Source organism: Micromonospora sp. NPDC049047, assembly GCF_040649135.1.
In the GTDB taxonomy this organism is placed as follows: Bacteria; Actinomycetota; Actinomycetes; order Mycobacteriales; family Micromonosporaceae; genus Micromonospora.
On record NZ_JBEZEY010000008.1, the window covers coordinates 90481 to 116979 of the forward strand.

At 69.4% G+C, this 26499-nt stretch carries 21 protein-coding genes, 2 tRNA genes and 1 pseudogene; 11 read left to right on the forward strand and 13 right to left on the reverse strand.

Features of this window, described 5'->3' with window-relative positions; translation table 11 throughout:
• Window positions 1-155 precede the first annotated feature (155 nt).
• Both AB0B86_RS15100 and AB0B86_RS15105 read right to left on the reverse strand, forming a co-directional pair.
• A complete protein-coding gene (locus AB0B86_RS15100; protein ID WP_357418264.1) occupies window positions 156-1097 on the reverse strand; it encodes a helix-turn-helix domain-containing protein in 942 nt (313 codons plus the stop codon).
• A 16-nt stretch (window positions 1098-1113) separates the two neighbouring features.
• Window positions 1114-1548, reverse strand: coding sequence for a DUF6010 family protein (locus AB0B86_RS15105; protein WP_357418266.1), 435 nt, complete (start codon window positions 1546-1548; stop codon window positions 1114-1116).
• A 240-nt stretch (window positions 1549-1788) separates the two neighbouring features.
• Between AB0B86_RS15105 and AB0B86_RS15110 the strand changes: the two genes are divergently transcribed.
• Entirely contained in the window at window positions 1789-4470 is a 2682-nt protein-coding gene (locus AB0B86_RS15110) for a BNR repeat-containing protein (RefSeq protein ID WP_357418268.1), read from the forward strand.
• A gap of 88 nt (window positions 4471-4558) precedes the next feature.
• Window positions 4559-4634 (forward strand) — tRNA-Lys (locus AB0B86_RS15115).
• A gap of 175 nt (window positions 4635-4809) precedes the next feature.
• Here the strand turns inward: AB0B86_RS15115 and AB0B86_RS15120 are convergent.
• From AB0B86_RS15120 to AB0B86_RS15135, 4 genes are read right to left on the reverse strand one after another with little or no spacing between them, the layout of a single operon-like run.
• The gene (locus tag AB0B86_RS15120) at window positions 4810-5469 is read right to left on the reverse strand and encodes a 4-carboxy-4-hydroxy-2-oxoadipate aldolase/oxaloacetate decarboxylase (protein WP_357407686.1); all 660 of its coding nucleotides are present in this window, start codon (window positions 5467-5469) and stop codon (window positions 4810-4812) included.
• A complete protein-coding gene (locus AB0B86_RS15125) occupies window positions 5466-6182 on the reverse strand; it encodes a PIG-L deacetylase family protein (protein WP_357407688.1) in 717 nt (238 codons plus the stop codon). Before AB0B86_RS15125 ends, AB0B86_RS15120 begins: the two co-directional genes overlap by 4 nt.
• The gene (locus AB0B86_RS15130) at window positions 6179-7114 is read right to left on the reverse strand and encodes a DUF6282 family protein (protein WP_357407690.1); all 936 of its coding nucleotides are present in this window, start codon (window positions 7112-7114) and stop codon (window positions 6179-6181) included. The genes AB0B86_RS15125 and AB0B86_RS15130 overlap by 4 nt, the downstream gene beginning before the upstream one ends.
• Window positions 7115-7151: 37 nt before the next feature.
• Entirely contained in the window at window positions 7152-8114 is a 963-nt protein-coding gene (locus AB0B86_RS15135; protein WP_357407692.1) for a GntR family transcriptional regulator, read from the reverse strand.
• 193 nt (window positions 8115-8307) lie between these two features.
• Between AB0B86_RS15135 and AB0B86_RS15140 the strand changes: the two genes are divergently transcribed.
• The 4 genes from AB0B86_RS15140 to AB0B86_RS15155 all read left to right on the forward strand — a co-directional run bounded on the left by AB0B86_RS15140 (window position 8308) and on the right by AB0B86_RS15155 (window position 14382).
• Window positions 8308-9264 carry an ABC transporter substrate-binding protein gene (locus AB0B86_RS15140; protein WP_357407694.1) on the forward strand — a complete coding sequence of 319 codons (957 nt, stop codon included), beginning with the start codon at window positions 8308-8310 and terminating at the stop codon, window positions 9262-9264.
• A 187-nt stretch (window positions 9265-9451) separates the two neighbouring features.
• Entirely contained in the window at window positions 9452-10168 is a 717-nt protein-coding gene (locus AB0B86_RS15145; RefSeq protein ID WP_357407696.1) for an ABC transporter permease, read from the forward strand.
• A 26-nt stretch (window positions 10169-10194) separates the two neighbouring features.
• Window positions 10195-10989, forward strand: coding sequence for an ABC transporter ATP-binding protein (locus AB0B86_RS15150; RefSeq protein ID WP_357407899.1), 795 nt, complete (start codon window positions 10195-10197; stop codon window positions 10987-10989).
• Between the two features lie 408 nt (window positions 10990-11397).
• Window positions 11398-14382: a glycoside hydrolase family 3 C-terminal domain-containing protein gene (locus AB0B86_RS15155; RefSeq protein WP_357418271.1), complete on the forward strand. Its 2985-nt coding sequence runs from the start codon at window positions 11398-11400 to the stop codon at window positions 14380-14382.
• Window positions 14383-14442: 60 nt separating this feature from the next.
• Here AB0B86_RS15155 and AB0B86_RS15160 read toward each other — a convergent pair whose 3' ends face one another.
• From AB0B86_RS15160 to AB0B86_RS15175, 4 genes and pseudogenes are all read right to left on the reverse strand, one after another.
• Complete coding sequence (locus AB0B86_RS15160) at window positions 14443-16137, reverse strand: CotH kinase family protein (protein ID WP_357418402.1); 1695 nt, start codon at window positions 16135-16137, stop codon at window positions 14443-14445.
• 24 nt (window positions 16138-16161) lie between these two features.
• A pseudogene (locus AB0B86_RS15165) lies at window positions 16162-16632 on the reverse strand (chitobiase/beta-hexosaminidase C-terminal domain-containing protein); the annotation flags it as partial.
• On the reverse strand, window positions 16629-17450 hold the full coding sequence (locus AB0B86_RS15170; protein ID WP_357407700.1) for a polyphosphate polymerase domain-containing protein: 822 nt from the start codon (window positions 17448-17450) through the stop codon (window positions 16629-16631). The pseudogene AB0B86_RS15165 and the gene AB0B86_RS15170, both read right to left, overlap by 4 nt.
• Window positions 17447-18049, reverse strand: a complete 603-nt coding sequence (locus tag AB0B86_RS15175; RefSeq protein ID WP_357407702.1) for a DUF4956 domain-containing protein — start codon at window positions 18047-18049, stop codon at window positions 17447-17449. Before AB0B86_RS15175 ends, AB0B86_RS15170 begins: the two co-directional genes overlap by 4 nt.
• Before the next feature lie 271 nt (window positions 18050-18320).
• Between AB0B86_RS15175 and AB0B86_RS15180 the strand changes: the two genes are divergently transcribed.
• Window positions 18321-18396, forward strand: a tRNA-Lys gene (locus AB0B86_RS15180).
• Window positions 18397-18904: 508 nt separating this feature from the next.
• Here AB0B86_RS15180 and AB0B86_RS15185 read toward each other — a convergent pair.
• Window positions 18905-19768, reverse strand: coding sequence for a helix-turn-helix transcriptional regulator (locus AB0B86_RS15185; RefSeq protein ID WP_357418273.1), 864 nt, complete (start codon window positions 19766-19768; stop codon window positions 18905-18907).
• A 194-nt stretch (window positions 19769-19962) separates the two neighbouring features.
• On the opposite strand from AB0B86_RS15185, the gene AB0B86_RS15190 reads away from it, so the two are divergent.
• Entirely contained in the window at window positions 19963-20835 is an 873-nt protein-coding gene (locus AB0B86_RS15190) for an SDR family NAD(P)-dependent oxidoreductase (RefSeq protein ID WP_357418275.1), read from the forward strand.
• Between the two features lie 211 nt (window positions 20836-21046).
• The gene (locus AB0B86_RS15195) at window positions 21047-21475 is read left to right on the forward strand and encodes a carboxymuconolactone decarboxylase family protein (protein WP_357418277.1); all 429 of its coding nucleotides are present in this window, start codon (window positions 21047-21049) and stop codon (window positions 21473-21475) included.
• A gap of 111 nt (window positions 21476-21586) precedes the next feature.
• On the opposite strand, the gene AB0B86_RS15200 is transcribed toward AB0B86_RS15195, so the two are convergent.
• Both AB0B86_RS15200 and AB0B86_RS15205 read right to left on the reverse strand, forming a co-directional pair.
• The gene (locus AB0B86_RS15200; protein WP_357418279.1) at window positions 21587-23167 is read right to left on the reverse strand and encodes a sigma-70 family RNA polymerase sigma factor; all 1581 of its coding nucleotides are present in this window, start codon (window positions 23165-23167) and stop codon (window positions 21587-21589) included.
• A gap of 169 nt (window positions 23168-23336) precedes the next feature.
• On the reverse strand, window positions 23337-23804 hold the full coding sequence (locus AB0B86_RS15205) for a TspO/MBR family protein (RefSeq protein ID WP_357407712.1): 468 nt from the start codon (window positions 23802-23804) through the stop codon (window positions 23337-23339).
• A gap of 109 nt (window positions 23805-23913) precedes the next feature.
• Here AB0B86_RS15205 and AB0B86_RS15210 point away from each other — a divergent pair, with 109 nt between their 5' ends.
• Together AB0B86_RS15210 and AB0B86_RS15215 are read left to right on the forward strand one after the other, a co-directional pair.
• The gene (locus AB0B86_RS15210) at window positions 23914-24222 is read left to right on the forward strand and encodes a hypothetical protein (RefSeq protein ID WP_357407714.1); all 309 of its coding nucleotides are present in this window, start codon (window positions 23914-23916) and stop codon (window positions 24220-24222) included.
• Window positions 24222-26495, forward strand: a complete 2274-nt coding sequence (locus AB0B86_RS15215; RefSeq protein WP_357418281.1) for a DUF4132 domain-containing protein — start codon at window positions 24222-24224, stop codon at window positions 26493-26495. Before AB0B86_RS15210 ends, AB0B86_RS15215 begins: the two co-directional genes overlap by 1 nt.
• Window positions 26496-26499: the final 4 nt, after the last annotated feature.

Consider the following 26499-nt stretch of genomic DNA (forward strand, 5'->3'; position numbering starts at 1 on the left):
CGGTCGCTCGTCGGAGCGTCGCCCTGTGGCGATCACCGGCGGCTCGTCGCCCGGCGCGCAAACGATCAAGACCCTGACCTGGCAGTCACCTGCCGGGCCGGGGACTTCTCCGTTCCTGGTCACGTCCCACCCTCGGTTGCCGTCGCGGGTCGTGGTCACCCGCCGGGAAAGCTCCGCCGATACGCCTGCGGGCTGGTGCCGGTGATCCGCTTGAAGTGCTCCCGGAAGGCGGTGGTGGAGCCGAAGCCGACACGCGTCGCCACCCGGTCGACGGGATGGGTGGTGGTCTCGAGAAGGTGTTGCGCCTGGTGGACGCGGACCCGGTGCAGCCACCGCAGCGGGGTGGTGCCGGTCTGGTCGCGGAAACGCCTGTTCAACGTCCGGGTACTCATGCCGGCGTGGCGGGCGATGTCGGCGAGGGTCAGCTCGCGCGGGGCGTTGTCCCGCATCCAGGCCAGCAGCGGTTCCAGTGTCGCCCCCTCCGGGGCCGGTGGTTCGTGCGTGATGAACTGCGCCTGTCCGCCCGCGCGTTCCAACGGCATGACTGACAACCTCGCCGCGTCGGCGGCGACGGCGGCACCGTGGTCGCGGCGGACCAGGTGCAGGCACAGGTCGAGCCCGGCCGCCGCGCCGGCGGAGGTCAGAAACTGGCCGTTGTCCACGTAGAGCACGTTGGGGTCGACCTGGATCCGCGGATGCTGGGCGGCGAGCCGGTCGGTGGCCAGCCAGTGCGTGGTGGCGCGGTGCCCGTCGAGCAGGCCGGTGGCCGCCAGGGTGAACGCGCCACCGCAGATCGAGGCGATCCGGGCGCCGTTCGCGGCGGCGGCACGCAGCGAGTCGAGCACCGGGGCGGGTGTCGCGGCGGCGGGGTCGGAGACCCCCGGCACGACGAGGGTGTCGGCGTCGACGAGGACGTCCAGGCCCCACGGCACCGCCATGCTGAACGCGCCGGTGGTGACCGTCGGTGTGGCGGCGCAGACGAGGACGCGGTAGCCGGCGCGCCCGTCGGGCAGGCGGGTGCGGTGGAAGACCTCCATCGGGGTGGCCAGGTCGAACGGGACGACGCTGTCGAGGGCGAGCACGGCCACTGTGTGCATGGCGGAATTCAACCAGTCAGGACTGGGCGCTGACCGCCGGGCGCGCGTCGTGCGCCCGCCGCACGACCCGGTCGTACAGGTCTCTGACCGACAGGCCACCGGCGAAGCACCACAGCGCGATGACCGGGTCGCAGAGCGCGCAGCCGAAGGACGAGTCGTGCAGCGACGGGATGATCGGGGTGCCGCGTCGGTGGTGCAGGACGTCCCAGACGGTGTGCAGGAGCCATCCGACGCCGATGAAGGTGTACGAGGTGAGCCCGGCGTAGCTCACCACCACCAGCAGTACGCAGAAGGCCAGCTCCCACAGCCCGAACCCGCCACCGCTGATGTAGGCGGCCCCGGCACCGGTCACGACGAGCGCGTTCAGGCGCCGCCGGTGCGGCTCCGGCACGAGGGAGTTGAGCCCGACGAAGACCAGCCCGATCACCACGGGCATGACATAGCGAAGCACGATCCAGCACCGTTCTCGTTCCCGTTGAAGCATGTCGGGAAGGAGCCTAGGAAGGCCCGCGGTGGAGGACGAGAGGCGAAAATGCCACGGTCCGCCGGATTCTCGCCACCCCCCAGCGCCGCCGCTCGCTCCCGCGCCGCGACGGTCCACACAGGAGCGACGAGGTCCGTACAATCGGCACCTCCCTGCCCCGCGCGGCTCCGCCGGGACTGCCCAGCGCCGCTCCGAAGGAGATCTGTGATGCCCGCCGACCCCAGGGTGCCCAACCGACGCCCACGACCCGGGTGGGGCCGGGCCCTCGCCGTCGCCGTGGCGGCTCTGCTGGCCACCGGCGGCCCGGCTGCGCCCGGCAGCACCCCGGCCGCCGCGGCCGGTGCGGCGGACGTCTCGTTCCGCGACGACTTCCAACGCACGGACGGGCCGGTCGGCAACGGCTGGGCCGCGCCCCGTGGCACGTGGTCCATCGCGGCCGGCACCGCCCAGGCCGCCGGTCCCGCCGAGCGGGTGCTGGTCCGGGACTCGCTCTTCCTCGGCCCTACCTACGACATCACCACCTCGCTCGGGCTGCCCACCCCGGCCGGGTCCACCCGGCTCTGGGCAGGCATCGCCTTCCAGGTCATCGATCACGCCGACGGCACACAGACCTTCTACGCCCTGCGCGTCGGGCAGAACCAGGTCGACGGGGCGCGGGCCCGGTGGCAGTTGGTGCGGATCGACAACTCCGCCGGCGCGACGGACGCCGGACTGCTGGGCGAGGGAGATCTCGCCGCCGCCCCCGGTGCCACGCTGGGCGTACGGGTTACCGGCACCGCGGACGGCCGGGGAGCCGTGGTCCGGATCAGCGCGGGCGCCACCCAGGTGGACCAGACCGTCCCGCTGCGCCTGGCCGACCGGATCAACGGCGGCAAGGTCGGGCTCTATTCGCAGGCCGGCACCGTCGGCCTGCGCGACTTCACGGTGACCGCCACGACGTCGCCCGGCTACCGCTCGTTCCACGACGGGTTCGACCGGGCCGACGGGGCGGTCGGCAGCGGCTGGCGGGTCGCCCGGGGCACCTGGCGTGTGGCCGGCGGGACCGCCGTCCCGTCCGGCACCGCCGATCGGCTGATGTACCCGAGCGGATTCACCCTGGGCGAGACATTCCTGCTCAAGACGTCGTTGACCCTGCCGAAACCGGCCCTGACCTACCGGCCGTGGACCGGCATCGCCTTCAACATCGTCGATCACGGGGACAGCACCCAGACCTACTACGTGCTGCGGGTCGGCCAGTCGCAGGCGGACGGCGGGCAGGCCCAGTGGCAGCTGGTCCGGATGACCCGGTCGTCAGCCGGCGCCTCCGACGCCCTGCTCGCCGGTGGGGGCGTCACCGCGCAGCCCGGTGCGACGCTCAGCATGAGCATCGACGGCAAGAACCGGGGCAGCGGCGTCCACGTCGCCATCGACGGCGCGGGCGTCGCGGCCGGACAGGCCGTCGACAGGTACGTCGGGCTCCGCTGGCGGGACCTGCTCACCGGGGGTGGCGCGGGCCTGTACTCGCAGGGCGGTTCGGTGAGCCTGCCGTTCTTCGCCGCGGAGACCAGCAGGGCACCGGCCGTCGCGCCCGCCGAGCCCGGGCCGCTGGACTGCTCGCCCCGCGCGCCCGGCGACTACCCGCTGCCGGGCGCGTCCCGGGCCGTCAGCCAGGTCATCGACGTGGGGACCACCTGGGCGGGGCATCCGGTCGAGCAGGCGGTCCTGACCTCCGGGGCCGACCAGTACGTGGCGTACTACGACGCCGACCGCAGGATGACAGTGGCGAAGCGCTCGCTCGACAGCACCACCTGGACGCGCCGGACGCTGGACTCCACAGTCGGCTGGGACAGCCACAACGGCATCACGATGGCGCTGGACAGCACCGGGAACCTGCACGTGGCGGGCAACATGCACGCCGTGCCGCTTGTCTACTTCCGGACCTCGGTGCCGGGTGACGTGTCCACGCTGACCCGCATCCCCACCATGGTCAACAGCTCCGTCGAGGGGTCCGTCACCTATCCGCGCTTCCTCCGCCACACCAACGGTGACCTGCTGTTCAGTTACCGCAACGGGGTCAGCGGCGACGGTGCCGACTACTACAACCGGTACGACCCGGTCAGCCGTACCTGGTCCAGCCTGCTCGGCCGCCCACTGGTCGACGGAGCCGGCCGCAACGCCTACCCCGAGGGGCCGCTGCGCGGGCCGGACGGCTACTGGCACCTGGCGCTGGTCTGGCGGGACACCCAGGATGCCGGCAGTTCCAGCATGCCGTCGTACGCCCGCAGCCGTGACCTGGTCACCTGGGAGGACAGCGCGGGCCGGCCACTGGCCCTGCCGCTGACCTACCTCCGGTCCGAGGTCATCGACCCGGTGCCCACCTACGGTGGCGTGGTGAACGGCAACGTCCGGCTCGGCTTCGACGCCGCCAACCGGGTCGTGGTGACCTACACCAAGTACGACGCCTACCTCGGCAACCAGCTCTACGCGGCACAGCCGGACGGCGCGGGCGGCTGGCGGATCACCCGCCTCACCGACTGGACCGGCCGGTGGGAGATCCTCGGGTCCGGCACCCTGGCCTTCCCTGTCTCGTTGCAGTCCGCCGCGAGCGGGCTGCCGGACGGCAAACTGCGGGTGCCGTACACGTGCCGTGGGGTCAAGCGGTCCCTGATCGTCGACCCGTCCCTGATGAGCGTCGTGGCCGACGTGCCCGATCCGCAACTGCCCAGCGAGATCACTCAGGTGCGGTCGACGTTCCCCGGCATCGGCGTGCGGACCGCGACCTCGGTGGCTGGTGACCGCACCTACGTGCTGCGCTGGGAGAGCATGCCCTCCAACCAGGACCAGCCCCGGCCTGCCGACCAGACACCGCCGGCCCAGCCCGTGCAGATGTACGTGCTGGCCACCTCGTGACGGGACGGCCCGCACCCTCGCGGCGCGGCGCTGGGTGGCTGAGCCACCCGACCGGGCCTGTGCTAGCGTCTCGTCCCGTTGTCGGTGAGCGCCGCTAGCTCAACTGGCAGAGCAGCGGACTCTTAATCCGCGGGTTCGGGGTTCGAGTCCCTGGCGGCGCACCAACCAAAGGCCCTGGCCAGCAAGAAGTTGGCCAGGGCCTTGATGGCTGTCCGGGTGGTTCGGAACCTTCCCCGAGCTCCGGCCTGCCCCGAGCTGTTCGAGGCTGGCCGGAGCGGGCGTTCGAGGTGTGGACAGGCCTGCGGCAGGAGTGGTGGGCCACGTCCGCCGGCACGGAGATCAGCCAGCCGCTGCCTCGTCTGTCGCCCTCATCCCGTGCAGGTCGTAGCTCAGTTCGCCGGCCTCCAGGCGCGCCCGCAGTCGGGTCTCCTTCGCTATCCGGGCCGTGGCCGCCGCAGCCACCTCCGCGAGGCTGTCCCTGTCGACGACCACCGCGCCGTCGGCGTCGAGCAGCACGATGTCGCCGGGTGCGATGCTGGCGCCGCCCACCTGTACCACGACGTCGAGGGAGCCCCGCTCCTGTTTGGTCGCGCCCCGTACGCGGCACCAGCGGGCCCAGACCGGCAGGCCGAGTGCGCGCAACTCATCCACGTCCCGGACCGCCGCGTCGACAAGTACGGCAACCGCACCGGCCACCTTGGCCTGCGTTGCCAACAACTCGCCGATCAACGCGACCGGTGCGGGCTCGGGCATGCTGAGAACCAGGACCTCGCCGGGCCTGAGCACCGTCATGGCCTCGTGTACGGCCCGGTTGTCGCCCTGTCCGCACTGGACGGTGCGGGCCGGGCCGGCGACAGTGGTGCCCGGCACGATCTGCGTCAGCTCCACGTCGATCAGGCCTCGCCGCCCGGACGCCTCGTACGCGGTGGCAACGCCACCGGCGATCAACGCGGCAAGGGCGTCACTGTCGGTCCCGGCGGGCGAAGGGGTGGCGCTCACAGCGTACCGACCACATTCGGGATCAGCCGCTGGAACGCCTCGGCCTGCCGGATCGCGCTGTTGCCGGTGACCCGGCGAGCGTGATTGCCTCGCTGGTCGGCCCGCTGGGTGTAGTACTCACGGAGGTAGCCCTGGGCACCCATCGCGGCCATCGCCTCCTGCTTGGCGGGCATCACGTCCGTGATGTCGACGAAGACGGTGGGTGTGAAGCCACACAGCTCCGGCTGGTGTGGCTCGAAGACCAGGAACTCCGAGGGCGGTGCGGTCTTGAAGCCGCTGGCGACGCCCGCACCTGCGGTGAGCTGCCGGGCGGTCGCCACTGCGGCGTGCGCGGCCGGGTGGTCCGGATTGAACGGGTCCCGGTCCGGGTGAGTGAGCACCACGTGGGGGGCGTAGTCGCGCATCAGCTCGGCCAGCCGATCGATGTCCTCGTTGCCGATGCGCAGGGGGTAGTCGCCCAGGTCGAACGCCTCGAATCTGGCGCCCACGGCGGCTGCGGCCCGCTCCGCCTCGGCGTGCCGGATCCGCTTGACGCCCTCGATCGTCTGGTTCGGGTCCTTCCACAGCTCGCCGGACTCGCCCCGTTCGCCGTACGAAAGGGCCAGCACGAGGGCCTCCCCGCCGGTGGCGGTGTGGGCGGCGACAGTGCCGGCCGCCCGCCAGACGAAGTCCGCGCTGTGTGCCCCGACCACCAGCAGCCTGCGCTCACTCATGCCGGCACCTCCGTCTTCGCCGCCGCGACGCGCCGGGAGTTGACCACTGCCATCGTGTGGATGTCCTGCTCGCTGAAGCCGGCGTCCAGCAGACGGTCGGCGAAGAGCGCGAGACCGTCTTCGACTGGCGGGTTGAATGGTTGTCCCAGGTCGCTGGAGAGGATCGAGTGTTCGGCGCCGACCTGCCGGATGTTGGCGAACAGGTCGTCCCAGTCAACCTTCCCGGTGTGCGGCGTGGTGAAGCACCGTTCCAGCAGAGCGCCGGCCTCGGCCAGTTCCCGCTGTCGATGCACCGGCAGACGCTGGGAGGTGAATTCGGGGTGGGTGACGACGACGCGACGTACGCCCTCCTCCTTCGCGGCCCGGACCACGGCGAGGATCTCGTCGCCGTTCAGGTGCCCGGTGGCCAGCACCAGGTCGTGACGGGCGATGACCCGCAGCACCTGCCGCACCTGGTTCAGCACCTGGCCCTCCTCGTCGACGACCTCGACGACGGCCGGCACGATTCCCTGGGCGTGCAGGTCGGCCTGGAGCGCTCCCCACATCGCCGGCTTGGCGCCGGGTAGGTCGGTGGCGCTGCTGCGGCGTTGGTTGCCCGAGTCGACGGTGGGCATCCAGACGATCCGCGCGCCCTGACGGCCCGCGATCTCGACTGCGGCCGGGTTCATGCCACCCATCGATCCGTTCAGCGTGACCGCGCCGAGCACGTCCACGTCGGGGACGACCTTGCGGACTACCGCCGCGCGCTCAGCGGTCGCCACGTAGTGGGACTTCAGTACGAAGCCGGCGAGGCCGACCTCGGCGCACCGTCGGGCCAGGTCGAGATCGTCGATCCGCCGATCCATCACGTCGGGAGCGACGTGGACGTGGGTGTCGTACGCCCCGGTGACCAGGGCGCGGGCGCGCGGGGACGGGGTGGGATGGTCTGACATTCTGCTCCTTGGAAGGGCTGGTGAGGTGACGCTCGACTCAGGCCGCGTGGGTGGAGTCGACAGGACTGGACCGCCGCCGGATCGCGGTAGCGGTCTTGTCCAATGCGGATACGACGCTCAGAAGGTGCTGGCGCATGGCGAACTCCGCGGCGTCGGGATCGCGATCGACGATGGCCTCCACGATCGCGGTGTGCTCGGCGAGCGACTTGGGTGGTCGGCCGGCGACCAGGATCGTGCGGAACTGGAACCGGACGAGTTGTGCGCGCAGGCCGGCAATGAGCTGCGCGGCGGTCCCGTGCCGGGCGGCCGCGATGATCGCCGCGTGTAGCTTGGCATTTCCCTCGGAATAGCCGAGCAGGTCATCCTGCTTGAGCTTCAGGGCCATCTGGTCGAGCTGCCGCCGGATCGCGGCGATCTCCTGGTCGGTTGCGTTCACCGCCGCCTGCCGCGCGGTCAGCGCTTCCAGGGCGGCACGCACCTGGAGGATCTCGACCGCCTCGGCCTCGGTGAACATCCGCACGTGTGCCCCGCGGTTGGGGGTACGAACGACCAGACCATCCTGGGTCAGTCGGATCAGCGCGGTGCGCACCACACCGCGGGTGACCTGAAGCCGGTCGGCCAAGGTGGCTTCGACAAGGCGTTCGTTGGGCCCGAGATCACCACTGTGGATCGCCTGGCGCAGCTGCTCGTAAGCCTCGTCGGCAGAGATGCCTGCCGGACGTCGTGGCGAAGTACCCATGGCTACGGTCACCGATTTTCCGTGTCGCCGGGCCCGGCTTGCCGAGCCCGAACCGATTGGACACCACCAGGTGCCGTGCCCCTTGCGGTGGATCGCCGGGGGCCGTGGCGGCCCGGCCGCAACCCCGCTACCGGAGGGCGCCTGCAAACTGTGCGCGAAATCTCGCACAATCTTGTAGACAGGATCGTTGCTCATGATCCGGATGTCAACACGCCGTTGAGCTGCCGAAAGAGCCAGATGGCCGACTGCTGGGGTGGTCACCGTCGCATCTCGGCGGTGACAGGCGCGGCGTGAATCCTCTACAGTCCACGATCGATGATCAGTGGCGGGCTCTACCCAACCTGCTCGGGCGCTCCCCGCGTCCGCTTCTCAAACCCCCCTGGAAGCTGGAGAAATGATGATTGAGCGGTCCCGTGTGCTGGTAGCCGCGGTCCTTGCCGCGGCCCTCGTAGCCGTGAGCGGCTGCAGCGGCTCAGACGCCGACACCAAGGAGTCGAAGAAGGTCGACAAAGTCGCCTACATCACGGCCTTCGGTGCTGTCGGCCGGGACGCCTTCGCGTGGGTGGCCAAGGAGAAGGGCTTCTTCGCCGAGGCCGGCATCGAGGTGGAGATCAAGGAGGGGTCCGGAAACGTACCGAACCTGACCGCACTCAAGGCTGGCCAGGTTCAGTTCGGCGCCCTCGACTTCACCGGCGCGGTGATTCAGGCAGGCAAGGGCGAGTTCACCGACTGGCGCGCCATCGCCGCTGTCCACCAGCAGACCCTGGTCGCCGTGATGACCACCAAGGACACCGGTATCAGCGCGCCGCGGGACCTCGCGGGCAAGACGATGGCCACCGGCGCCGGCTCGGTCACGGAGCTGCTCTTTCCCGCCTACGCCAGGATGGCCGGACTCGACCCCAACACGGTCAAGATCCAGGGCGCGCAGACCACCGCACTGAACGGGCTGATGGCCAGTCGCCAGGTGGACGCGCTCGGCACCTTCCTGCTCAGCCGTGGCGCCCTGGCGACGGTATCGAAGAAGGAGGTCGTGGTGTTGCCGTACAGCGACTACCTCGGCGACCTCTTCGGCAACGCCATCATCACCACCCCGGCCCTGATCAAGGACAACCCGGACCTGGTCCGTCGCTTCACCGAGGCGATCCTCAAGGGACTGCAGTACAGCGTCAAGAACCCGCAGGAAGCCGCGACGATCCTGAACAAGGTGAAGCCGACCTACACCGTAGCGGCGGGCGTGGGTGAGATCGAGGCGATGGCCGCGTACGTGGCACCGGCCGGTGGAGCCCCGATCGGATCCATGGACGAGGTGCGGGTGTCGCGGTCGATCGCCATCCTGCAGGGCGCCGGCGTGGTTCCGAACGGTCTGACCCCGAAGGACATCGTCGACAACAGCTTCATCCCCAAGGGCTGACGAGAAGCGTCACCTCGCGGACCTGGCGTGGGGGGATGGTTGCCGCAGGTGGCGCCATCCCCTCACTGCCACCGGGCACAACCCCTGCCACCCGACCTCCACGGAGAAAGCCACCATGCCTGTCGAACGGACCAGCTCCAGGTCAACACACATATGGTCGACTGCCGGGCTGCCTGTCCTGGGCGCGGTGCTGGCGGTCGCCCTGTGGTGGCTGGCCACCAAAGCCTTCAATATCGAGCCATTCTTCCTGCCTGCCCCACCCGACGTCGTCGATGCGTTCCTCCGCCTGCCGGACTATCTCCTCAGGGAAGCCTGGGTGACCCTCCTGGAGACGGTCACCGGCTTCGGCATCGCCGCGGTTGGCGGACTGGCGATCGCGATCCTGCTGGCCGCCTCCCGAACGGTAGAACGAATGACGCTACCGCTCATTGCCGGGATCAACGCGGTACCGAAGGTTGCGCTCGCGCCTCTCCTCCTGGTCTGGATCGGGTTCGGCACCCAACCCAAGATCGTGATGGTCGTCCTTCTCTGCTTCTTCCCGATCCTGGTCTCCGCCATGGCCGGCCTCACCTCGACGCCGAACGACCTGAGCGAGCTGGCCAACTCGCTCGCCGCGTCGTGGTGGCAGACCTTCGTGAAGGTCCGCCTCCCCTGGGCGCTGCCGCAGGTCTTCGTGGGCCTGAAGGTAGCTACCTCACTGGCCATCGTCGGTGCGATCATCGGTGAGGTCATCCAGCCTGACCGGGGTCTCGGCTCGGTAGTCGTCAGCTCCGGACAGTCCGCCGACACCCCGCTCGCCTTCGCCGCACTGACCCTGCTCGCGCTCATGGGAGCCGGCCTGTTCTACCTCGTCGGCGCACTCGAGCGAATCCTCGTGCCATGGGCCCGGGCGATCTCATCATGACCGGCGCTCGGACCTCTGGGAGCATGATGATCAATCTTAGTGAAGTGTCACGGACGTTCAAGAGCCGGACCGGCACCGTCAAGGCACTGGAGAACATCAATCTGGACATCCGCGACGGCGAGTTCATGGCCGTGATCGGGCGTTCCGGATGTGGCAAATCCACACTGCTGCGGCTCATCGCCGGGCTGATCCCGCAGTCGGCGGGTGACGTCCGGGTCGGCGGCGAGCCGGTGACCCGACCTCGCCGTGATGTCGCCATGATGTTCCAACGCCCCGCGCTGCTGCCCTGGCGGACGGTCCTCGGTAACGTGCTGCTGCCAGTCGAGATATTCCGGTGGCATCGGTCGGAGCACCGCGATCACGCCATGCGCCTGCTGGAGATGACCGGGCTCGACGGATTCGCCAAGCGGCTTCCCCACGAACTCTCCGGCGGCATGCAGCAACGGGTCTCGCTCTGCCGAGCGCTCATCCAGCGACCAAAGGTCCTGTTGATGGACGAGCCGTTCTCCGCACTCGACGCGCTGACCCGGGAGGAGATGGCGGCGGAGTTGCAGCGCATCCACATGGACCTCGGCACGACCGTCGTCTTCGTGACCCACTCCATCCAGGAGGCCGTCCTGCTGGCGGACCGGGTCGCGGTGCTGAGCGCCCGGCCCGGCCGGCTGCAACGGCTCGTGGACATCGACATCCCACGGCCGCGTTCCTTCGGACACAACGCCCACATGGACCAGGTGGCCGCCTGCTCGGCAGAACTACACCAACTGCTGCTGGGCGACGACTACTCGCCGGACGGAGCCAAGTCGTCTGACCTTCCCGTCTGACATCGGTCGCGGGCCGCCGCGGCTGCGGCTCACCGTGCAGCATCCAGGGGACAGGACCGACAGGTCCTGTCCCCTGAGCCATTTCTTCAGCGGCAGGGCTGTCCCGCGTCGCGATGCAGGATGGGCCCCCGTCCCCGCTCGTCTGCGGGCTTGGCGGGGGCCAGCTCGGTGTCGGCGCGATGGTCGGCAATGAGACACCGACCGGAAGCGCGCAGCGCCCGACCTTGTACCGCCATAGATGCGCACCTATAGTTGCGCGAATCGCACCCCTTCCTGACCGTGGTGGTGCGGTGGCATCGTCGAAGCGCTTCGACGATCCGTCGTTCAGGCCCGTCAGCCGGGTGTCGAGCCTGGCCGCGCCGGTCTCGGCGCCCCTTGGCGCCGGTCGTACGACATGAGGAGAAGCAAATGGGGAACAAGCGCCTTCGGCGCGGAATCGCCGTGCTCGCGCTCGCCCTGCTGGCTCTACCGGCCGTTCCCGGCACCGCCCTCGCCGAACCCACCTACCCGTTCCGAGATCCACACCTACCGGTGCAGGCCCGGGTCGACGACCTGCTCGGCCGGCTCACCCTGGACGAGAAGATCTCCTGGCTGCACCAGTACCAGCCGGCCGTGCCCCGGCTGGGCATCGGCCTGTTCAAGACCGGCACCGAGGCCCTGCACGGGGTCGCCTGGTCGACCGACATCGACAACAACGGTGCTGTCGTCAAGGCCCGCGGCACTACCTTTCCCCAGCCGGTGGGCATGGCGAGCACCTGGGACACCGACCTGATCAACCGGGTCGGCTCGGCCGTCGGCGACGAGGCGCGCGGCTACCACGCGCAGAACCCGCGCGTCTGGGGTCTCAACCTGTGGGCACCGGTGGTCAACCTGCTGCGCGACCCCCGCTGGGGCCGCAACGAGGAGGGCTACTCCGAGGACCCGCTGCTCACCGCCGAGATCTCCACCGCGTACGGCTCGGGGATGACCGGCGGGGACCCGGACCACCTGAAGAGCGCGCCGACGCTCAAGCACTACCTGGCGTACAACAACGAGGTCCGTCGCGACGTGACCTCGTCGAACGTGCCTCCCCGCGTGCTCAACGAGTACGACCGGGCGGCGTTCAAGCCGGCCATCGCCGCCGACGCGGCGACCGGGGTGATGGCCTCGTACAACCTGGTGAACGGGCGGCCCGCCACTGTGGACCCGGACCTGGCCACTGTGGTACGCGGCTGGACCGACCAGCCGCTGATGAACGTCACCGACGCCTGGGCCCCCAACAACCTCGTCGCCTCCCAGGGGTACTACGCCACCCAGCCCGAGGCGAACGCCGCGATCGTCAAGGCCGGCCTCAACAGCTTCATCACCGACGACACCAACGCCCAACCGACGGTGACGGCCCTCAAGCAGGCGCTCGCGACCGGTCTGCTCACCGAGGCGGACATCGACGCCCGGATCCGGGAGATCCTGAACGTGCGGTTCCGGCTTGGTGAGTTCGACCCGGGCGGTGGCCGCCATGGCGGCATCACCCCGGACGTCATCAACAGCCCGGAACACCAGCGGTTGGCCCGGCAGGCTGCCGGTGCGGCGATGGTGCTGCTGAAGAACTCCCGACAGGCGCTTCCGCTGGACCCGGCCCGCACCCGCAAGGTGGCGGTGCTCGGCCCGCTGGCCGACACCCTCTACTCCGACTGGTACGGCGCCGACCTGCCGTACCAGGTGACCGCGCTGGACGGGATCCGCGAGCGGCTGGGCAACTCCGCACGTGTCAGCGGGCTCGACGGGGCGGACCGGATCGCCCTGAAGGACGTGGCGACCGGCCGGTACGTCTCGGCCACCGGCACCACCGACGCCGACCTGGTCCTCGGGACCGGCGCCACCCCGGCGCTTGTCGCCCAGTTCGACGCGGTCGACTGGGGTCAGGACGTGGTGACGCTGCGCAACGCGGCCAACGGCCGGTACCTCGGCTACAACTGGGGTCCGTTCATCACCCGCGACGAGCAGCCGAACGGCTGGTACGTCCAGCAACAGTTCACGTTTGAGCCGCAGGACGACGGCACGGTGGTGCTGCGCTACGTCGGCTACGAGACCAAGGAGAGCTGGTTCGCCGCCGAAAAGTACGTCACTGTCGGCGAGGACGGCGCGCTCAAGCTCGGCGCGTCCACCCCGGCCGCCGCTACCCACTTCAGCCGTGAGGTGATCAGCAGCGGGATCGACCGGGCCGTGGCGGCGGCCAAGGCGGCGGACACCGCAGTGCTGGTGGTGGGCAGCAACCCGTTCATCAACGGACGCGAGGCGCACGACCGCGCCTCCACGGCCCTCAGCGCCGGCCAGGAGGCGCTGGTCAAGGCCGTCGTCAAGGCCAACCCGCGTACGGTGCTGGTGCTCCAGACCAGCTACCCGGTCACCCTGACCTGGGAGCAGGAGCACGTCCCGGCGATCGTGTGGACCACCCACGCGGGCGCCGAGACCGGGCACGCAGTGGCCGACGTCCTGTTCGGCGACCGCAACCCGTCCGGCCGGCTCACCCAGACCTGGTACCGCTCGGACAACCAACTGCCACCGGACCTGCTGGAGTACGACATCATCTCGTCCGGGCAGACCTACCTGTACAGCACCGCGAAGCCGCTCTACCCGTTCGGGCACGGGCTGTCGTACTCCCGGTTCCGCTACGGCCAGGCGCGCACCGGCGACCGGCCGATCGCTGCCGACGGCACCATCACGGTGAGCGTCGACGTGACGAACACCGGCAGCCGGGCCGGGTCCGAGGTGGTGCAGCTCTACACCCACCAGCGCACCTCGCGGGTGAAGACCCCGATCCGTCAGCTCAAGGCCTTCCAGCGGGTGCAACTCGCACCCGGGCAGACCCGGACCGTGACGTTGCGGCTGCCCGCCGCCGAGTTGGCGCACTGGGACGTCACCCGTAGCCGCTGGGTTGTCGAATCGTCCACCTACGACCTGATGGTGGGGGCGTCCGCCGAGGACATCCGGGCCCGCACCGCGGTTCGGGTCCGCGGCGAGACAGTGCCCGCCCGGGACCTGTCCCGGCCCACCCGGGCGGAAAACTTCGACAGGTACGCGGGGGTCCGGCTGGTCGACGAGACGAAGGCGCGGGGCACCTCCGTCGGCGCCACAGCGGCCGGCCAGTGGATCTCGTTCGCCGGTTCCGCCCTGCGTCCGGGCGCCCACACCTTCACCGCCACTGTCGCCAGGGCCGGCGCGGACGCCGGCACGATCCAGGTCCGCCTGGGCTCGCCCACCGGCCGGCTGCTAGGCACGGCCACCGTGCCCAGCACCGGCGACGACTACCGGTACGTGAACGTCAGCGCCGAGTTGGCCCGCGCCGCCGGCACCCACGACGTGTACCTGGTGTTCGACTCCCCGCTACGGCTGGCCGACTTCGCCATCAGGTGACCGCAACCCGGGCCGGGACGATAGTCGTCCCGGCCCGGGTCGGCCGGCGCTCTGACCTGGTCAGCGGGTCGCGCTACAGCTCAGGGTGGGTGTGCTGGGGGTGCCGGTGGACGAGCCGAGGAAACCGAAGGTGGTGCTGGCGCCCGCGCCGAGGGCGCCGTTGTAGGCGACGTTGCGGGCGGTGACGGTGGATCCCTGACTCGTGACTGTCGCGTTCCAGGCCTGGGTGACGTTCTGCCCGTTGGCGAAGGTCCATGTCACAGTCCAGCCGCTGATCGCCGCTGTCCCCGCGGTGACCCGTACCTCGCCCTGGAAGCCGCCGGTCCACTGGCTGGTCAGCGCGTACGTGGCGGTACAGCCGGCCGACGGCGGCGGGGTGGTCGGAGACGGCGGCGGCGTCGTGGGTGACGGCGGCGGTGTCGTCGGGGAGGGCGGCGGCGTCGTGGGTGACGGCGGCGGCGTGGTGACGGACCCACCCCAGCCGGCGGTGGAGTCCAACCAGGCGGCGCGGCGCAGCATCCAGTCCTGCATCACCTGGACCTGACCCTGCCAGGTGGGTGAGGTCGGGGTGCGGAAGAAGCTGACCGTCGGCGACGTCAGGTTGGGCCAGCGTTGGAAGTTGCGCTGCGCGGCGTTGGTGAGTGGGGTGGCGAGCGCGTTGATCCGAGCCTGTAGCGCGGTGTCGGAGAGCAGGCCGCGTCGCAGCGTCTGCCAGCGCGAGCGGGCCTGGTTGACGAAGGCGGGGTCCCGCAGCAGCTGGGCGAACCAGTCGTTCGCCGACGGCTGCCTGGTCTGCTGGTACTGCCAGCCCGTCACCTGGTCGTTCGCGAAGAACCCACCCACGCCGAAGCTCAGGTCGAAGTCCCACAGCGGACCGGCGAAGATCTTGCTGTCCCGGTCCTTGTAGAAGTGGGAGCTGCGCACGTACGCGTCCATCTCCCGGCTCAGCTCGTTGACGATCATGAGGTCGACGAACGAGTCGACATCGATGTACCTGCGGTAACCGGTGGTCGGGTCGGCGAAGTTCGACGCGTGCAGCACGTCGTTGAACTCCTGGAGGTGACCGCGCAGCCAGTCGCGCTGTTGCGGTTGCAGCGGCGACGGGTCGACCACCTCGAGGTAGTTCCAGCAGGTGGCGGCCGGTCCGGTGCAGGGCAACGTGGGCTCCTCGGCCGCCATCCACTCGAACTTCCAGATGTACCCGCCCTGGATCTTCGGCAGGGTCACGTCGTCGGAGTCCAACTGCTTGAGGTCGAGACGGTCCTTGGAGTTCTTGATCGTCTCCACGATCATGTAGACGCCCAGGTAGTCACCGGCGCCCACCGGGGTCGCGTCCGTGTTGAGGTAGAACTCGGCGAACGCGTAACGCGGAGCGGGCAGCCCCATCTCCCGGCCGAGGTCGTAGACGAGCGCCTCCCGGATCAGCGCCTTGTCGGTGAACGGGCCGCGCAACGCCCAGTCCGAGTCGGCGGGCATGCCCAGCACCGGATAGTCGGCGTCGTCGTCCTCGTTGTCCCAGAACTCGACGCGGAACGGCGTCTTCTCGAATGTGGCCGACGAGTTGCCGCGCAACCGGAAACCCGCCCGGGTGCTGACCGTCGGGGTGGCTGCCAGCGAGGTGGTGCCGTTGGCACCCGGCTCGAAGATCATGGCGGTGGCGTCGAGGTACTCGCGGTCGGGCCGACCGGCACCGTACGAGTCGATGAGCACCACCGGCAGATCGTGGGCGGTGGTGACGTTCTGCGCGGCGTACATGGCGGTGCCGGGCGCACCCGTGGGCGTCTGACCGACGAACGCCTGCGCCCGCAACTGGGTGGTACGGGTGAAGCGCAGCGCCGAGCCCGAGTAGAGCGACGACTGGGCGGTGGGCGGTGTGCCATTGGTGGTGTAGCGGATCTGCGCGCCGACGACCGTGCTGCTCAGCGTCACCGTCACCTCGCCCTGGAAGGTGCCGCTGGGAACGGAGAAGACGATGTCGCCGACCAGGTCGTCCGCCGCGGCAAGGGCATCGGCGGCCGCGGTGTCCCGGTCCGTGCCGGTGCCGGTCCAACCGGTGGCCGGTTCGGCGGCATTGGGGCCGGTGGATGCGCCGGCCATCGGTTGGGCGCCGGCCATCGGGTGGGCTCCGGCGAGCGGCTCGGCTCCGGCCGATGGTGAGGACACCACGAGGAGGCCCGCGACGAGGATGGCGGCGGCGGTGATCCCGGCGGCCCGGAAGCCGGCCGGAACGCGGGTGCTGCGGACGGTCATGAGCACGATGCCTCCTGTTCTGATCGGATGGGGACGGTCGAGGCCGGACCCGCCAGCGGCGGGCGGGCAGGGAAGTGGCGGCGCAACGTCCGTCGCCACGGCACGTCGGGCAGATCCAGGCGCAGCGCCGCGAGGCCGGTGGCGTACTTCGAGATGCGGACGGGTCGGATCCCGCGCTGCCACAGCATGCGGTCGACAAGTGAGGCGGCCGAACTGGTCTTGGTCTCGACCACGGCGATGCCTGGCAACTGCAGGGTGCGGTCACCGGCCTGCCAGGTGAGCCCGGTGTCGATGGTGACTCGACTCGCGGTTGCTGGCAGCAGCAGAGTGCTACGGCGGTAGTTGGTGGTCAGCACCGGATCAAGCGGGCTGGTGGCGAGGCTGGGCCAGATCAACTCCCGGACGAGGGCCTCCTCCACGAACCCGCGCCCGGACCGGACGGTGTGCCGGTCCTCGGCGAGGTATGGCAGCCGGTGCTTGGTGACAAGCCCTCTCGCCCCGCTGATCTTGACCTCCAGCCAGCACTGGGCGGAGTCGAGGTAGGTGCGGGTCCGTACCTTGAAGCGCCGCCGCCGCCGGTACGCCGCGCAGTGGTAACTGGCCAGGCACGGCGTGTCGAAGTACACCGACTCGTACGCGAAGACGCGCCGGCCGTCGATGTCCAGCACCCGGGCGTACGGGGTGAGCTGGTGCAGCAGGTGCGGCACCTCGTCCACCGCTACCACGTACTTGCGGTCCACCCGGCACTGCAGGGCGGCCCGCTCCATCAGTTCGGCGAGCGCGATCGGGGCGATCCCGGCCAGCGGTGACGGGGTCATCGGGCCGCTCCGGCCCGTGCCGGTCTGGTGGCCCTGGCCGCCCCGCTGCGCCCGGCAACCGAGTATCGGACGTCGACGATTGTCGTCTCGTTGACCATGTCGACTCGTTGCACGGTGGCGGTGTGCACCCGGGCGTTGAGCAGCTGCTCCAGCTGGGCGACGAGAGCGACCTGATCGGTGACGGCGGAGTCGAGCACCATGATCTGGTGCCGGTAGTGCCGGAGCATCCGCCGGTGGTCGCCGACGAACATCACCGCGACGATGAGCGCCATCAGGCCGCCGCTGAGCCAGACCGAGGTGGTGCTGAGCGCGCCGAGGATGCCGAGCGCGAGAGCGGAGAAGTAGTACGCGACCTCGTGTTGGTCGAGTTCGGTCGACCGGAGCCGGATGATGGAGAGCACCCCGAACAGCGCCAGACCCAGCCCGAGCCCGGCCCCGACGTCGCTCGCGCTCAGTGCGCTCGCCACCGCGAGGACGCCGACGTTGACCCCCAGGTAGGCGACGACCAGGTCGCGCCGGCGGTGCCGCGGGAAGTAGAGCCCGAAGACGAGCAGCGCCACCGCGCAGATGTCGATTGCGAACAGGACGAGCTGCGACATCTCTGGGGTTCCTCCTGGTCACCAGGTGGTTCCGGTAAACTTTCGGTATATATCTGGTGACTGTAAGGATGGCATCAGTGTGTGTCAATGTCTTGAGAGTGCGGTAGGCAGGGAAGCGGCCTCCCACAAGGGAGTGCGGCTCTCGACTCGCCGCCGAAAGTTTCGGAGCAGGTGATGCTCGTCCCGGAGGTTGCGGTCCCGGCTGGCCCTTCGGGCTCGGGTCGCCGCCGTCTGCGGGGTGCGGTGTTACGTCTCGTCCCGTTGCCGGCGAGCGCCGCCAACTCACCTGGTAGAGCAGCGGACTCTTGATCCGCGGGTTCGGGGTTCGAGTCCCTGGCGGCGCACCAACGAGATAGGCCCTGACCTGGTGGTTCACACCGGGTCAGGGCCTTCTTCGTGTACGGCCGCGGCGGATGGTGGCTCGGCGGGTGCTCGGAAGCCGTTGGACCTGGCCGGGGTCGGTGGGACGCGGTGCGATGCCGGCGAGCGCCGTTCAAGCGGCTTCGGGCACGGTGACAGCCGGTGGGTCGGACACGGTCGAGATCAGCGCTGATGGCAGGGCGGCATGGCTCACTTCGGACGATCGACAAGGCGTAGGAACCGCGATGGTCACCTGAACCGGCCAGCCCTGCCCTGCTACCACCAGCAAGGGCGCGTCTGCACCGACCACATCAGGCCGGGCACCTCATGACCTTGCCGGGGCCCTGGCCGCCGGCCGTCTCCGCCGGCTTTCTCCACGCGTTCCATCCGCCCCAGGCCACATTTGTGATTGATCACGACGCGCACGACCCGGCCACGGGTCGGGTTTACCACCACGATGCCGGATCTGAGGCAGGGCATTTCGGAACGGGGATTTCAAGCCACTGGCGTGTTCGCCCACTGGGCGAGCAACTTCAGTGCCTCGTGGGATGGGCTGTCTGGTTCGGCGGTGAACACCACGAGGTGCTGGTCGGACTTGCCGTTGACGTCGAATTGCTGCGAATCGAGGGTGAGTGGGCCGACCAGCGGGTGCTGGTAAATCTTGCGGCGCAGTGCGGCGCCGGTCACCTGCTGGCTGCCCCACCATGTGCGGAAGTCCGCGTCTTTGACGGAGAGAGTCCCGACAAGTTCAGCCAGTCGCTGATCGCTAGGGTAGTTACGGGCCTCCATGCGTAGGTAGGCGACGCATTCCTGGGCGGCCCTGGCCCAGTCGGTGTTCATTACCCGATAATCTGGATCGAGAAAGGTGAGCCAGATAAGGTTCCGGTGCCGCTCCGGTAGCGCCCGATAGTCGGTGAACAAGGCGGCGGCCAGGGGATTCCAGGCGAGGATGTCCAGTCTCCGGCCGAATACGTAGGCGGGAACTTCGTACAGGCTATCGAGCAATCGCTGGGTCTGCGGGTCAACCCGCGACGTGGTCTGAGTACGGGATCCTGGGCGCTGTTTCGGCCCTGCGATCGAGTGCAAGTACTCGCGGCCGTCGCGGTCGAGACCAAGCGCGTCCGCGAGGGCGTCGAGGACCTCGGGTGACGCAGTGGTGACGCGGCCCTGCTCGAGCCGGGCCAGATAGTCCGCGCTGACATTGGCCAGTTGAGCGACCTCTTCACGGCGCAGCCCGGGAACGCGGCGCCGCCGGCCGCCGTCGGGTAGGCCGACGTCGTCCGGTCGGATACGTGCACGACTGGCCCGCAGAAACTCGGCAAGCGGATTGCTCACGCTGAACTCCGGGCGCTTGGACATGAAACCCAATCTACCCCCGGGCTCCGGCGGATACCTGGGACTGTCTTTCCCATGAAAAACCGAACCTGGCCGGCCCGACCTACCACGGTGAGACTAGGACGCATCAGCAAGCCACCCCCTGCCCGGACAGCAGCAAAGCCCAGAAAGGGCACTGATGTCCGGGCGGGACGAACTAATAGGTGAGGAAGCCCTCTATGTCGAAAACGATCGTGGTGACCGGTACCGCAACTGGAATAGGCCGGGCCATCGTCGAGAAGTTCGCCTCCGAAGGCTGGAACGTGGTCGCGACAGTCCGCAAGGAGGCCGACCTGACGGTGCACGACGGATTGCAGCGGATCAGGACGCTGCTGCTGGACGTCGATGACGAGCAGGCGGCAGGGCCCTTCGCGCAGACCGCCGTGGAGCAGTTCGGACAGGTCGACGTCTTGGTCAACAATGCGGGTTTCTACCAGATGGGGCCGGTGGAGGTGAGCAGCATGGACCAGATCCACCGGCAGTTCCAGACCAACGTGTTCGGACTGATCGCGCTCAGTCGGGCCTTCCTGCCGATCTTCCGCGCCCAGCGCTCCGGAACGATCATCAACATCTCCTCGTTGACCGCCGAGCAGGGTTATCCGTACAGCGCCGTCTACGCCGCCTCCAAGGCAGCCGTGGCGGCCCTCAGTGAGGGGATGAGCCTGGAGGTGGCCGGTTTCGGCATCGCGGTCAAGGCCGTCCTGCCCGGACAGCACTCGACCCGCATCTTCACGAAGATCGACATTGCGCAGGACGTCCCTGCGGACTATCAGGCTGGAATCGATGCGTTCTTCTCCAAGAACGCGCCAACCGGCTCCGACCCGTCGATCACCGCCGACGTCGTGTACCGAGCCGCCGTCGACGGGGACAACATCAAGGTTCGTTACTACTCCGCACCTGACTCGGCAGCCATTCCCAGGGCCAAGCAGATCCTGGGCACCGACGGCTACTGGGCGGAGTTCCGTAGCGCCGTCCTCGCAGAGCCCAGCCCGCTGTTCACTGCGTTGATCCCGCGCCCGGGCGAGCATCCGATCGATTGGCAGATTTCCTGACCATGCGCTGACTCCGTCTCGGGTGACAGGCGGGGCGGTCGGCTGGCCGATCCCGGCAACCGCCACCGGGGCCGACCAGCGGCCGTCAGCCATGGCTCCCACAGACGCTGCCCGGTCCCGACATGCGACTTGATCAGCTCGACTGAGGTGACGATCCTCGGTCGCCTTCGAAATGCCGGATCTCGCCTTCTTTGTCCTTATGGATGGGAGAGTGATTATCGTGACGACGAACCATCCGACAGACCCGCGGTACGCCGCCGCGCTGGACACTGCTGAGCGTCTGCTGGGCTTCCGCTTGGAGCGCTTTCTTGGCGCCACGCCTGGTGAGCCAGCTAACGGCGCAGACTTCAAACGGATCGCGACGATGCACGCCTTCGGCGACGTCTGGCCGCGCACCGAGCACCTAGATACACGGACGCGGGCACTGGTGTCCGTCACCATCGCGGCGACACTCGGGGTCCTGGAGCCCCTCCGTGGTCAACTTCGCATCGCGCTCAACGCCGGCGCAGCCAAGGAAGAGATCGCCGAAGTCTTCCTTCAGGTCGCGGCCTACGCTGGCGTAGCACGCGCGTTCGACGGCTACCAGGTCGCGGCCCAGGTCTTCGCGGAGAACCCGCAACGCTCAGACCCTGGTAAGTAAGGGGTTCAGGGGTCAGGCCCGGTACGGTTGGACCGGGCCTGGTCCCTTCCGGCCAGCGCCATGAGCCGGACGAAGTGCCGGTTCAGAGCACCGACCCTGGCTGTGGAAGCCTCAGTAGTCGATGTTGATGGCCGCGATCTGGCGGCTGCCGTTGGAGACGATGGCGGGGCCGGCGAAGCGGGAGCTGGCGTAGGTCAGCGCCGTCTTGTGATCGGGGCTGTTGAACCAGGCCTCGATCATCCCCTCGGGCGTGGCGGTCCCCGAGGACGCGAAGAGGACCTCATGGCCGCAGTGCGTCATCGTGCCCGCATCCAGGTTCTTCTTGACGCACTCTTCCGCGGCGCGGTGCTCCGTCGTGCGCAGCGCGACCGCCGGCAGCCCGAGCGCGCGGCGCCGCTCGTTGAGCAGCACCAGCAGCCGCTGTTCCGTGGCGGACACGCCGGCGGGCGCGCTGGCCGCCTTCGTCGGCGCCTTCGTCGGTGACGTGCTCGGCGTCGGCGATCTGGTCGGCGTGGCTGACCTGGTGGGGATGGAACTCGCGCGCGAGGTGGACGGCGACGCCGTGACCGCCGTCGGGGAAGGCGACGCGAACGCGGGTTCGGTGGTCTCATCGCCCGATTCGGTGGTCGTGGTGGAGGGCTGGACGCCGGTCGCGCTCACCGGCCGTTGCCTCGGCTCGTTCGTGTAACCGGCGAAGACGATCGCACCCCCTCCGATCACTGCGGCCGCCGCGAAGGCACCGATCAGGGCCTTGGGCAGGGACAGTGCCGCGACGCCGGCCCGCTGCGCCGCCCCGGCGGTCCTCGCGGACGTGACGCCCCGCAGCGCCCCGGCGGTCTTCACAGGCGCGCCGGTCGGCGCGACTCCCCGCGACGCGCCAGAGACGGTGTACGCCGTGCGCGCCAGGTCCGACGCGAGGCCGGTCGGGAGCGGTGTGAGCGCCAGGCCGGCCAGCAGCCGCTCGGCCGGAACCAGATCCGACGTCGCGTTCGGGCACTGCCCGCAGGTGCGGATGTGCCGCGCCAACCGCTTGCGCCACACCTGCGCGGGCCGACCGTCCCAGTCGGAGGCCGTGTCGATCAGGCCTGCGCAGCCGGGCCGGGCGGAGAGAGCCCGCACCACCAGCCGGGCGGTGTCCAACTGCGCCTTCATCCGGGCCACGCGGACGGTCACGTGGTGTGGGTCCAGTTGGAGGGCATCGACCAGGTCGGCGCGGGAAAGGTGACCGGCCTCGACCAGCCACCACAGGGACAGCAGGTGGCGGTGGTCGTCGTCCAGCCAGCGCGTGGCCAGAACCACCTCCCGGCGCTCGTCCGACAGGCGCAGCTTCGTCAGGGTCAGGTCCTCGAAGTCGGAACCCGGGACGACCAGACTGTCGATGTCCTCCGGCGGCGTCGGCGTGGTGTGCTGGTACTGCCGGTAGGCCCGTACCTCGTTCATGGTGACGGCCACCAACCACGACCGGAAGAGCCGCGGATCGCGTACGCCCGCCAGCCCTCGCACGACGCTCAACATCGTGTTCTGCACCACGTCGTCGACGTCCACCGACCGGCTCAGTGCCCGGCCCACGATGTTGTACACCAGTGGCAGATAGTGCGAGACCAACGCGTCCATCGCCGCCGGGTCGCCGCGGCGTGCCGCGTCCACCACCGCAGACATGTCGGTCCTGTTCGGGTACGCGTGATCGGTCACGCTCACAACCTCGCCTTCACGGGCATCTTCTTACATCGTGGAGACTGGTTGACGCCCGTCCAGGTCACACAAACTGGCAGCGTTACGCAAAGGTTGGGGAGCGGTGGCCGGAGGGTGCCTCAGCGAAGGGCTGACGCCAACCCTCGGCCGAGGAGCACCACAGAGTTCATCAGTTGCTGTTGAGGCGGACGATGGTGCCGTTGAGGGCTGTGGCGAACAGCGTCCACGCGACGTAGGGGGCGAGTGCGGCAGCCGCGATACCGTCGGCCCGCGAAGCGCGGCGGAGCAGCGCGAAGTTGGAGGCGTTGAGCGCGGCGATCTCGGCCAGCGCCACCGCGGGTTTGCGGGCCTTGAAGAACAGCGCGCTCCACCCGAAGTTGAGAGCCAGGTTGAGCGCGTAGGCGCGGGTGAACGCGGCGCGTTCGGCGTCGCTGGTGCGGTCCAGCACGCGGGCGCCGGCCACCGCGATCAGCGCGTACAGCGGCGTCCACGCCAGCGGGAACACGACGGGCGGCGGCTGCCAGGTCGGCTTGCGCAGCCGCTGGTACCAGCGATTGTTCGTGTCGTTCACCGCCGTCCCGGCGGCGGCCGTGGCGGCGACAGCCGCCGCGGTCTTGACCAGAGTTGGAAGTCGCATGCGGTTCTGCTACCCGGCCTGCGCCGGGCCAACCCCCGCCCGGTCAACGGTCATCGGGCGGGGGACGAGCGCGAAATACGTGTCGGAGTGCTCGATTAGTCTCTGCGCCATGCCGTTGATCACAGTCGTCGAGCAAACAACCGGAGCGTCGAGCGGGCCCGAGTGGACCATGGAGGTCTTCGAGGAGACACTCCGTCTCGACGAGTTGATCCGTCGACGGACATTCCTGGAGGTCGCCGAGTCCGGTGCGCAGGTCGACCCCGAGGAACGCACCCGGGTGGCGCTCGAGGGATTCACCCGTAACCGTTTCGTGGTGCTTGTCGACGACCGGCAGGTGACCGCCCTGGACGAGAAGGTCCGCCTGCACGCCGGGTCCCGGGTCACCTTCCTGAAGCTCGTGCCGCTGGTGGGTGGCTGATGGGCACCTACGACTCGGAACTGGACCTGCAACTCCTCGCCGCGCAACCGGTGCCTGTGCGGCAGGCGCTGTTCGACGAATGGACGGTGCCGGGCCAGGACAGCAACCAGTTGTACGGGCGGATCCGCGCTCTGCTCTCGGGCGGCGGCTTGACCGGATCGGGGTGGTTGGACCGACTGGGCGGTCAGGCATGGCTGGGATTCGGTAGGTGGAGCAGGTTGCTCGTGACATTCACCCGGGAGTCGCTACGAACCGAGTACCTCGCTGGGCGTTCGCACCCGGCGGCCCTGGCGACCTGGCGTCGTACGCGCATCGAGTTCTCGTTCCGCGACATGGGCGACGAGGACGCGGCGATGTGGCCCACCGTCAACGTCGGCGAGAAGTGGGCTGACCGGGCCATCGCGGAGATCGAGGCGATGTCGGAGGAGCGCCGATCCCGGTGGCAGGCGTTGCTTTCTCATTGCCTGCTCGGTGCGGACAAGGCACGACCGACGGCCGCCTGGCAGAAGAGTGCCCGGGCCCTGCTCGACGCGGTCGGCGTCGACGAGTTCACCGATCGGCTCGACGACTGGCTTCCGCTGGTGGGTCTGCCACGCAGTCTGCCGCTGCGGATGACCACGTGCTGCCCCGGTCACATCGACGATTTCCCGCCGCGGTTGGCCGACCGCCACAACGTCGGGGTGTTGTGGGGCCTGCTCTGGATGCGGGCGATGTGCCCGCCGTCGGAGGAGACCCTGCGCAGCCTCGGCCACATCGCGGAACGGGCCGCCCGCAAGGTTCCCGGCCACGGCCCGTCGAGCCCGAAGCTGGCGAACGTCGCGGTCGCGGTGCTCGTCGACACCGAGCACCCCGCCGCCCTCGCGCAACTGGCGCGATTGGCGTCGCGACTGACCTACAAGAGCACGCTCCGCATCGTCGAGAAGGGCCTGACCAAGCACGCCGAAGCGCTCGGCGTCGGCCGCGAGGACGTCGAGGAGATGGCCCTGCCCGGCTTCGGGCTGCCGCTCGCCGACAAGCTGGGCGACTGCGCGTACGAGCTCGAGGTGCGCGGCATCGACGCTGTAGTGGTGTGGCGCAACGCGGACGGCAAGGTGGTCAAGGCCCCTCCGGCGCAGGTGCGCAAGGAGCACGGCGAGGAGTTGAAGGAGCTGAAGGCGACGGTCACCGACGTCGGCGTCACCTTGATCGCCACCCGTGATCGCCTGGAGGGGCTGCTGCGGCGCGACCGTACGTGGACCGTCGAGCAGTGGCGGGAGCGGTTCCTGGACCATCCGCTGGCCCGAACCCTGGCCCGCCGCCTGATCTGGTCCGTGGACGGCGTCGCCTGCTGCTGGAGCGGCGACGCCCTGCGGACCGCGGACGACACCGTCTTCGAGCCCACCGCCGACGCGACGGTCCGACTCTGGCATCCGGTGGACGACCCGACCTCGGCACCAGCCTGGCGGGACTTCCTGGCCCGGCACGCGATCACCCAGCCGTTCAAACAGGCACACCGCGAGCAGTACCTGCTGACCGACGCGGAGCGGGCCACCGGCACGTACTCCAACCGGTTCGCCGCGCACATCGTGCGCCAGCAGCGCCTCAACGCACTGCTGTCCCGGCGCGGATGGTCGTACGTCCAGCACCGCGACAACGGCGCCAGCTACGACGCGCCCTGGGTGGCGCTTGCGGACTGGGGGCTGCGCGCCGAGCTGAACATCGCCGGCATCAGTGACGCGTCCGTCGACGGGGTGTTCGACACCATGGTCACCGACCAGCTGTGGTTCGCCAGGGACGGGCGCACACCGGTGCCGCTGGAGGAAATTCCGCCGGTCGTGCTGAGCGAGGTGATGCGCGACGTCGACCTGTTCGTGGCCGCCGCCGGGGTGGGCAACGACCCGAACTGGTTCGACGGTGGTCCGCAGGGCCGCTACCGCGACTACTGGTCGCAGAACAGCTTCGGTGACCTCACCCCGACGGCCCAGACCCGCCGGGAGGTGCTGGCCGAGCTGATTCCCCGGCTGGCGATCGGCAGCCGGTGCACGGTCACCGACCGGTTCCTCGAAGTCCGGGGTGACCTGCACACGTACCGCATCCACTGCGGCTCGGGCAACATCCTGATCGCCCCGGAGGACCGGTACCTGTGCATCATTCCGGATTCGGCGAAGGCGAAGGAGCCGGAGATGTTCCTGCCCTTCGAGGGTGACAGCCGGCTCGCCGAGATCATCAGCAAGGCGTTGCTGCTCGCGGCCGACAAGAAGATCAAGGACCCGGTGATCCTGCGCCAACTGTGAGGCG

Coding starts and splice junctions, on each gene's coding strand:
- AB0B86_RS15210 (WP_357407714.1), top strand. CDS start 23,914: ATGCCGTTGATCACAGTCGTCGAGCAAACAACCGGAGCGTCGAGCGGG.
- AB0B86_RS15205 (WP_357407712.1), bottom strand. CDS start 23,804: ATGCGACTTCCAACTCTGGTCAAGACCGCGGCGGCTGTCGCCGCCACG.
- AB0B86_RS15125 (WP_357407688.1), bottom strand. CDS start 6,182: ATGAGTGAGCGCAGGCTGCTGGTGGTCGGGGCACACAGCGCGGACTTC.
- AB0B86_RS15160 (WP_357418402.1), bottom strand. CDS start 16,137: ATGTACGCCGCGCAGAACGTCACCACCGCCCACGATCTGCCGGTGGTG.
- AB0B86_RS15150 (WP_357407899.1), top strand. CDS start 10,195: ATGATCAATCTTAGTGAAGTGTCACGGACGTTCAAGAGCCGGACCGGC.
- AB0B86_RS15100 (WP_357418264.1), bottom strand. CDS start 1,097: ATGCACACAGTGGCCGTGCTCGCCCTCGACAGCGTCGTCCCGTTCGAC.
- AB0B86_RS15190 (WP_357418275.1), top strand. CDS start 19,963: ATGTCGAAAACGATCGTGGTGACCGGTACCGCAACTGGAATAGGCCGG.
- AB0B86_RS15215 (WP_357418281.1), top strand. CDS start 24,222: ATGGGCACCTACGACTCGGAACTGGACCTGCAACTCCTCGCCGCGCAA.
- AB0B86_RS15155 (WP_357418271.1), top strand. CDS start 11,398: ATGGGGAACAAGCGCCTTCGGCGCGGAATCGCCGTGCTCGCGCTCGCC.
- AB0B86_RS15170 (WP_357407700.1), bottom strand. CDS start 17,450: ATGACCCCGTCACCGCTGGCCGGGATCGCCCCGATCGCGCTCGCCGAA.
- AB0B86_RS15110 (WP_357418268.1), top strand. CDS start 1,789: ATGCCCGCCGACCCCAGGGTGCCCAACCGACGCCCACGACCCGGGTGG.
- AB0B86_RS15185 (WP_357418273.1), bottom strand. CDS start 19,768: ATGTCCAAGCGCCCGGAGTTCAGCGTGAGCAATCCGCTTGCCGAGTTT.
- AB0B86_RS15130 (WP_357407690.1), bottom strand. CDS start 7,114: ATGTCAGACCATCCCACCCCGTCCCCGCGCGCCCGCGCCCTGGTCACC.
- AB0B86_RS15175 (WP_357407702.1), bottom strand. CDS start 18,049: ATGTCGCAGCTCGTCCTGTTCGCAATCGACATCTGCGCGGTGGCGCTG.